This window comes from Candidatus Bandiella numerosa, from assembly GCF_021811875.1.
GTDB lineage: Bacteria > Pseudomonadota > Alphaproteobacteria > Rickettsiales > Midichloriaceae > Aquirickettsia > Aquirickettsia numerosa_A.
Genome location: NZ_JAJBJD010000030.1, coordinates 1 through 8,826, shown reverse-complemented (window position 1 = coordinate 8,826; position 8,826 = coordinate 1). Strand labels below are relative to the sequence as shown.

General features: G+C 30.1%; 7 protein-coding genes. 5 read left to right on the top strand and 2 right to left on the bottom strand.

The genetic code is table 11. From position 1 onward, the window contains the following. The first annotated feature begins 101 nt into the window (after positions 1-101). Positions 102-584, top strand: a complete 483-nt coding sequence (locus L8D11_RS01975; RefSeq protein WP_236870002.1) for a hypothetical protein — start codon at positions 102-104, stop codon at positions 582-584. 113 nt (positions 585-697) lie between these two features. Beyond that, positions 698-3,268: an alanine--tRNA ligase gene (alaS, locus tag L8D11_RS01970; protein WP_236870001.1), complete on the top strand. Its 2,571-nt coding sequence runs from the start codon at positions 698-700 to the stop codon at positions 3,266-3,268. Between the two features lie 133 nt (positions 3,269-3,401). Here the strand turns inward: alaS and L8D11_RS01965 are convergent, their stop codons facing one another. After that, entirely contained in the window at positions 3,402-4,841 is a 1,440-nt protein-coding gene (locus L8D11_RS01965; protein ID WP_236870000.1) for an Npt1/Npt2 family nucleotide transporter, read from the bottom strand. A gap of 167 nt (positions 4,842-5,008) precedes the next feature. Between L8D11_RS01965 and rpmB the strand changes: the two genes are divergently transcribed. Next, positions 5,009-5,341, top strand: a complete 333-nt coding sequence (gene rpmB / locus L8D11_RS01960) for a 50S ribosomal protein L28 (protein WP_236869999.1) — start codon at positions 5,009-5,011, stop codon at positions 5,339-5,341. A gap of 10 nt (positions 5,342-5,351) precedes the next feature. Here the strand turns inward: rpmB and L8D11_RS01955 are convergent, their stop codons facing one another. Further along, positions 5,352-6,140 (bottom strand): N-acetylmuramoyl-L-alanine amidase, encoded by a 789-nt coding sequence (locus L8D11_RS01955; protein ID WP_236869998.1) that lies wholly within the window; start codon positions 6,138-6,140, stop codon positions 5,352-5,354. Positions 6,141-6,166: 26 nt separating this feature from the next. On the opposite strand from L8D11_RS01955, the gene L8D11_RS01950 reads away from it, so the two are divergent. Continuing rightward, positions 6,167-7,408, top strand: coding sequence for an AmpG family muropeptide MFS transporter (locus L8D11_RS01950; RefSeq protein WP_236869997.1), 1,242 nt, complete (start codon positions 6,167-6,169; stop codon positions 7,406-7,408). Beyond that, positions 7,398-8,549, top strand: a complete 1,152-nt coding sequence (locus L8D11_RS01945; RefSeq protein ID WP_236869996.1) for a hypothetical protein — start codon at positions 7,398-7,400, stop codon at positions 8,547-8,549. The genes L8D11_RS01950 and L8D11_RS01945 overlap by 11 nt, the downstream gene beginning before the upstream one ends. Positions 8,550-8,826: the final 277 nt, after the last annotated feature.

Sequence of the window (8,826 nt, the reverse complement as noted above, 5' to 3'; positions counted from 1 at the left end):
AACTTTCTTGAATTCCTATTATTCTATCAGCTTTTATACCAAACTTATCGTTCTTCTTTATATGAATCTAATTTTTTAAATCCATTTATTGCATATCTTCCTTGCTTTGCATTTATGCAACGGCCTTATTTTTTGGTATAGCTAAGGAAATTAAACCTTGTATAGATGCATTTAAAGCACAAAATTATACAAACAATGCAACAAAGGTTATAGATTTAGCTGTGACGATCTCTACAAAGCTAGAAGCAGATTACGCTTTAAAAGGCAATGCCGTTGAATACTTAAAATCTTTTGTAAAAGACGCAGTCCAAGCTTTTAGTTCTGTTTCAGCTGATGTCGAAGGACATGATTATATAAAGGCATTAGTAGATTTTGTAGATAGAGGAACTACATTAGCAAAGGATCAGGAAAGTTTGGTTACAGCTATTATGCAAGATGTAAGTGACGCGCAAAGTAGTAGTAACACAGCAGTAAAACAGTTTCAAACTGATAAAACTGCAGCTGCTATTGATCTATTTGAAAATGTCATTTCAGCAGTTTGTAGTACGGTAGAGGTTACTGAACAACCAAAAGAAGAGCTATAAATAATTAAATTTAATAAAAAAGTTCAGCGACTACAGTGTTACTGAGCTTTTTTATTTACCTAAAACATAGATTATATTATATTCTGGCTAACTAAAATTATTACCATTTGCGAATGTTGCTTAATGATATTAGAGAGTCTTTTTTAAATTATTTTCAAAAAAATAATCATAAAATTTTAGCTTCCTCTACTCTGATTCCACACAATGACCCTACCCTTTTATTCACCAATTCAGGTATGGTTCAATTTAAAAATCAATTTACAGGTAAGGAAAAAATAGAATATCCACGAGTTGCCACTTCTCAAAAATGTATTCGTGCAGGCGGAAAGCACAATGACCTTGAAAATGTTGGATTTACCGCTAGACACCATACATTTTTTGAAATGCTGGGTAATTTTTCATTCGGAGATTATTTTAAAGAAAAAGCAATATTTTATGCATGGGAATATTTAACTAAAGAGTTACAAATAGATAAGAAAAAACTATACATTACAGTATATCATGAAGATATTCAAGCACTGAACTTATGGAAAAAAATTAGTAACTTCAGTGATGATAAAATAATTAAAATTAAAACAAATGATAATTTTTGGTCAATGGGAGACGTAGGTCCATGCGGACCATGTTCAGAAATTTTTTATGATCACGGAGAAAAATATTTTGGAGGACTTCCAGGAACAAAAGATGAAAACGGCGACAGATACGTTGAAATATGGAATTTAGTTTTTATGCAATATGAAAAATTAAAATCTAGCGATCAAATCAACCTTCCCAAACCTTCAATAGACACAGGGATGGGTTTAGAAAGAATTAGCGCTGTTATGCAAGGAGTAAATGACAATTACGATACGGATTTATTTAAAAAATTAATAAATACAATAATTGAACTTACTGGTAATAATCAAAAAATTGTTTCTAATAAAGTAATAGCTGATCATATTCGTTCTTTATGTTTTTTAATTGCGGATGGAGTTTTACCATCAAATGAAGGTAGAGGATATGTTTTAAGAAGAATAATGAGAAGAGCAATGAGGCATGTTCACAACATAGAGTATGATGATAATTTATTGTCAAAAATAGCACCCATTTTTATTAGTGAAATGAAAAGCTCCTACCCTGAATTATTAGAAGCAAAAGATTTGATAATCTCAACTTTAAATATGGAAGAGGAACGCTTTAAAAATACCTTGAAAAATGGCTTAAAGTATTTAAATGAGGAGACAGATCATCTGCCTAAAAATGGAGTTTTAAGTGGAATAAAAGCATTTAAATTATACGACACTTATGGTTTTCCATTCGATTTGACAGCTGATATTTTGAAAGAAAAAAATTTACAACTTGATCATCAAGGTTTTGAAACTGCCATGCAAGAACAAAAGGTTAGAGCTAAAGCTAATTGGAGTGGCAGTGGAGAAATAGGAATTTCGCCTATTTGGTATGATGTATATGATAAATTTGGAAGTACCGAATTTATAAGAAAGGAGAATGCTAATTTTGTAGGAAAAATTCAAGCAATCATAGTAAATGATAAATCAGTAGGATTTGCAAATGATGGAGAGAAAGCTGTAATTATCACTGATCAAACACCGTTTTATGCAGAATGTGGTGGGCAGATTGGAGATAAGGGTTTAATCAACAATAGTAAAATTTATGATACAAAACTATTTGTAGGAAAAATACATGGGCATTTCGTTCATTTATCAGAAAAATTAAATGTGGGAGATGAAGTAAAATTATTAATAAATTATGAATTAAGAAACAAGATTAAAGCTAATCATTCAGCCGCTCACCTTTTGCATTTTGCTCTAAGAAATAATTTGGGAAAACATGTGGTTCAAAAAGGCTCATTAGTAAATGATGAAAAATTAAGATTTGATTTTACACACAACAAAGGTTTAACTAAAATTGAGCTAATTGAAGTAGAAAAATTAGTGAACACCATGATCATTGCAAATAAAAGAATCTCAACCAACTTAATGAATATTGACGATGCAAAAAAATGTGGCGCAATGGCACTTTTTGGTGAAAAATATGACGATGAGGTTAGGGTTATTTCAATGGGGGATTCAATCGAGTTATGTGGCGGTACTCATGCAAATTATACTGGAGAGATAGGGATATTTGCAATATCATCTGAAGAATCAATCTCTGCAGGTGTTAGAAGAATTGAAGCGTTGACTGGTATTAAAGCGCTAGATTATTTTAGAAACAAAGCTGATAAAACTGAAGAAATTGTGCAATTGCTAAGATGTAAAGAAGAAAATATAGTTAACGATGTATATAATTTACAAAATCAAATCAAAAGTTTAACAAAGATTAATGAGCAATACAAAAATGAATTACTGCTTCTCAGACTAGAAGAAATTAGTGTAAATGATAATAAAATTTTATTACTTAAATTAAATGAACAGAAAGTAGACCTCAAAAGTATTTATGATGGCCTTAAAAACAGGACCAAATCTGTTATGGTATTAATTAACACGGATAAATCTAACAATAAAACTTCTCTTTTAATCGGCGTGTCAAAGGATATATTACCTAAATATAATGCCAAAGAATTGCTTCAAAAATGCTTTAATATTATTGATGGAAATGGAGGTGGAAACTCTGATTTTGCTCAAGCTAGCGGTAAAAATGTAAATGTAGAAGAAAAAATCCTTAATATTGTCAAAAATTCACTGTGACCATAAATAATTATGTAGTGCATAATTATTAAAATAACAACGACGCAATCGTAATTTAAATACTTAATTATCTTAGCTATAGCCCTATAGTTATTAAAAAATACCTAGATGTATAATACGTTATGCATCTATCCTAATTTTCAATTTTAGAAACTTTTGTAAATTCTTTAGCCAACACATTTACAGTAATTAACCAAACAACCATAATAATTAAAAATACCACAAATAAAATTGGCGAAAGTGATACCAACGAAGCGCCAGGCACAACCATTAGCAAAAATTGCTGTACCAAGGCCCCTCCTGATTTACCTAATCTACCACCAACAACATCAGCCGCAGCCTTACCCTTTGATTTTAATTCTTCACTAAGAGGAATATATGCCATTTCCTTCGTAGCATCAAAAAATGAATACTTCGTTGCTTTTCCCAAAATGTTTTGAAACAATCCAATAAATACTGCTATTACTACCGGCGCTAAAGTTAAGAACGGTAATAAATCAACAATCTCAACTTGATATATTGAAAAAACAAAAAATATTCCACCAGTTATTAAAATAGCAATAGGAGTTAATATAGCTGCTGTCCTCCAAGAAATAATGCTTAATATATAAGAGCCACATATCATGGCAACCATACTCGCAAGACCAGTATAGGTCTGTAAATTTGCCATAAATCTAGCATAATCCTGTTTATTTGTATAAACGACTCCAGCTTGTGCTTTCCAAACCCCTTCCACTATGTTTATTGAAACACCGTAACAAATGACTAATAAAGCAATTAACCCAATATATTTTGAGGTAAATACATGTCGCAATCCTTCAAAAAATCCGATCTTTTTCTTACTCTTTTTCGTTTCAGCGTTAATAATTTCATTTGACACAAGTACATTCGATAATATCAAAAATAATATTGAAAGTACCACTCCTGCAAATAAAGTTGATAAATTTATATATTTTAATGATTCAGCCCATCCACCTTTAAAAATAGTTTTATTTGATAATAATCTTAACAACTCTCCTGATATAATCATCCCGATTTGTGCAACCAAGCCAAATAAAGGATACAATCTTTTAGCCTCATCTATTTTAAATACCTGATTTGCAGTTTGCCAAAACATCAATGAAAGCATCACAGTACCCCATAATTCAGCTAATACAAAGTATAATGAGTATGCCCAATTTTCTGCTATAGTTATTATGTACCTAAAATATGGATAATTACTTTTTATTTCACTAGAATCGAAGTGAAAAGCTGAAATATTTGGATATATAACAAAGGTGAAAACAATAAAGTAAGAGATGAAGAATATATTAAGTATATGAAAAATAGTGGTTTTATTTAGTTCATTGGACAATTTTGTATAAATTAACATTATCAAAACTGCAACTGGTAATGTTGCAAAAAGTTTTAGTGCACTTAGCAATTCAGCACCCATTTCATTAACTACTATTGTATCCTTAACAGTTCTCTGTACGCTGTAAATGAACAAAATCATTACCATCATTAAGGAAACAACAATGAATTTAGATAACTCTTGCTTTCTGATTGGCAAGTATTTAGATATATTGATCATTTTAATTATTAATTTATTCGCTGCACATTATAAGAATCTTTTACTCAAAAGTCCATATATTTAATTGCTATTAACAAAATTTAATCTAAAGTCAGTTAATTATGCTTGTAACTTGGTATATAATTTGCTATTAGTTGCATACAAAATTTAATTTTAGTAGAATTAAGATGACAAGGAAATGCCAAATTGATGTAAATAAATCCGTTGCTGTGGGTAATAATGTTTCTCACTCAAACCGAAAAACAAGAAGAAAATTTCTCCCAAATATGCAAAATTATTCGCTTATAAGCGAAATTCTTGGTTGTTTTGTTAAATTTAGAGCTACGCCAAGTAGCATCAGAACCATTGAACATAACCATGGACTTGATAAATTTCTCCTCAAAACTCCAAATTCTAAGCTTGCTTTAGAAGCCATAAAGATCAAAAAGAGACTTAAAAGAGCTTTAATAAAAAAAGAAAAGGCGTTACAAACTTCGTCTAATGAAGTAGTGAAAGGGTAATTTTTCTAGCTTATTTACTTAATTTAATAACTAGATAGTTAAGATACTTGTACCATTTTCCGTATTCAATCAGACTGTTTCGTTTTATACTGTGTTGAATGTAATGCAATTTAAACGCAAATATTGTATTTGCGAGATATCTATCAAAAATTCCATTAACCTCCACCTCATAACCAAATTTTTGTAATCTTGTTTGTAAAATTTTGATATTCTCACCTTTATCTCCTAATTTATATATCACTTCATTATTATCTCTCTCCCCTTCTATTTCGTGGTATAGGCCATGACCAAGTATGTTTAAAAATCTCCAATCAAATGCAACACCTGGATCAATTTTCCTTAATGTTTTGGCTGTAATATCACTGTGACCAATGATATTTTTATCAGTAATTTTGGGATAAATTTTTCTTATTTTATCTATGAGTTTTGCTAATGCAAAATATTGAGCGTTACGGAATTTTTGCACATTCAGTACCCTTACACTATCTTTTAAAAATTTTAGCTCCATACCCCAATTGACAATTTCAATCCCTATGGAATTTTGATTAACGTCACTCTTACCTCTCCAACAACTAATGCCAGCATGCCATGCTTTATAGTCCAAAGGAACTAATTGATGCACATCCCCTTTTTCATTAATTAAAAAATGACTACTAACCTTACCAGATTGAGTAAGAACCTTATATGACTCTTTAAAACCCAACTGTGTATAGTGAATGACAATCGTATCCACCTCGATTCCAGGCTTTCTTAATGAATAATTTGAATATTTTGTATTAATTGTATTTTTATGATACATCTTGTGTTCTTGTGTATAAAAAATTTATGCTAAAAAAAATTAATTTAATTAAAAATATACTAGCTATTTTTATTTTAGGTATCAGCAGTGGATTACCTATTGTAATAACAGCTTCAATATTAAAAGCTCTACTCCATGACTATAACATAGATTTAAAAACAATAGGAGTACTTGGGTTGGTTACAATACCTTATTCTTTTAAATTTCTTTGGTCCCCTCTTATCGATTATTGTAACATACCAATACTGGATAAGTATTTGGGGCACAGAAAATCATGGATATTAGTATCACAAATATTCTTAATTCTCTTTATAATTATTTTAGGTAGAATAAACCCACAAACAAATATGTTAATATTTGTTGCGACATCTTTTTTGCTTGCGTTTTTCTCAGCAACCCAAGACATATGTATAGACGCATATCGAATAAGGTTATTAAATTTAAATGAACAAGGGTTAGGGGCATCATCAACAACTTATGGCTATAGATTAGGCATGATTATCTCCGGTGTTGGTGGATTTTACTTAGCGGAGTTATTTAGTTGGAAAATTTCTCTTCTAATTATGGGCCTAGTCATTGTGCCAACTGCATTAGTTACAATAATGGCTTCAAAAATACCTGATGAAAATATAGAAAGAAAAAATATCTCGTTACAACAATCATTTATTCTGCCATTTCAAATGTTCTTTAAAACTAAAAACTGCTACTTAATCATAATTCTAGTAGCTTTATCCAAACTAAGTGATGCATATCTTGGAGCAATGACAACCCCATTTTTGTTAGATACAGGTTATAGCAAAATAGACATAGCAAATGCAGTAAAATCCTTAGGTCAAATTGGAACTTTAACAGGAGTGGCAATCGGTGGCTGGCTGGCATTAAAAATAAAACCTGGTATTAATTTATTTTTTGCCGAAGTTTTAGCAATGCTTTCAAATTTACCCTTCGTGTTAATCAATATCTTACCTAAAAATTTATATCTACTAGCTGTTGTAAATGGTTTTGAAAATTTAACAAGTTCAATCAGTAACATTGCAATAGTTGCATATATAAGCAATCTAAGTAAAAATAAATACGCCGCAACTTATTATGCAATTTTGACTTCAATAACAGCCGTAGGAAGAACAATTATTTCTTCTTCATCAGGGTTTTTGGCTGAAAATATTGGGTGGAATAATTTTTTTGTTGTTTCCTCTTTACTATCCCTGCCATCTTTAATATGTATATATTTATTATTTTTTAAAAAAGTTAATGGATATGCCCAATAAAAGCATATTGAATATTGCAAGGGAAGAGTTAATAAACAGAAAATTGCTCTCAATTAATGAAGTTAAACAAACAATTATTTTAACTAAAACTTTACTTAAAAACTCCAATATAAATCACTACGATATTTTCAGCGCCACACTACAGGATTTAAATACCGATATACATACGAGCTTACAGTTAAACGACTATATTTTCAGCTTCTCTAATGAATTAGCGCCCTTAACTTACCCTTTGAAATACAATAAAAATTTTGAATTATTATCTGGAACATTTGAGTTTTGCAAAAATTATACTCACTATTTATTTTCAGATGAATTAATTAATGATTTAGAAAATGAAAAATATTCTGCAGATAGAATATTATTTAAGGGATTTGATTCATATTTAAACTATATAAAGATTTTTTATTTTACCATTTTGCATTTAATTTTGAAAAATCAATTAAAGCCTATTCTCTTTGAGAATAATATATTGAACATCTCTTTCAGCCCAAATATTCAAACAACACTCCTGCCAAAGAACCTCAATCTTGATAAAATATATTTTAAATTAAAAAACTGGAAGTATTTTTACCAAGATAAATTTAGCCCAATACAAGGTGAATTATTATATTTCACTAATGGCTATGCCTTTGGAGGCTCCAACGAAGATGAAAGATTTGCATCAAAAAAATTTAGAGCCGAAGATTGCCTCACATCAATATTAAAATGGATTGGTGCAGAAAAGGATTTGGCCCCAAACAAACTATCTGAATTTTCAACTCTAGATATTGAAAAATTTTATGATAGCTATAATAGTCAAAAAAAGTCAGAGTTCCATGTTATCTTATCAAATTACATCACCCCAATTTACAATTTTAATGATGTTAAAGTTGGTGACATCTTTGCTTATAGAGAATATGATATTCAAAACGATCCCATAAAACTGAATTACAAGTATTCCTTGGGTGGCCATATAGGTATAATTTCAAAAATTGTAGATACTCATTCTTTTGAAAATATCAGTTATTCAAGAAAAATACCAAAAATAGAAGGGCTAGTATTTTCATTAGAAAGTACCAAAATGCACCCTCATAAGAAATATATGTTTTTTAGATCAATAGTAAATTATTCATCAAAGCTAAGAGCACCAGCCTCTTGATCTAAACATAATATAGCAACAAAATAGGCAATACCAAACAATAAATCTGGTATCGCCGAAAAAGTTTATAAAGACCATTGCATAATAGGCAGAAAGAAACATATATGATAGAATGAAAAGATAAGTACATACGAAAGAGGAGGCAAAATGTCATTTTTAGTAAGAGAAGCAGAAGAACGTATAGAGAAGAGTAAGTTAGTGCGAATAGCAGGAGTGATTAATTGGAAGAGAGTGGGGTCAAAGATGGGAGATTTAGGGAGGTCTGGATATGGGCCAC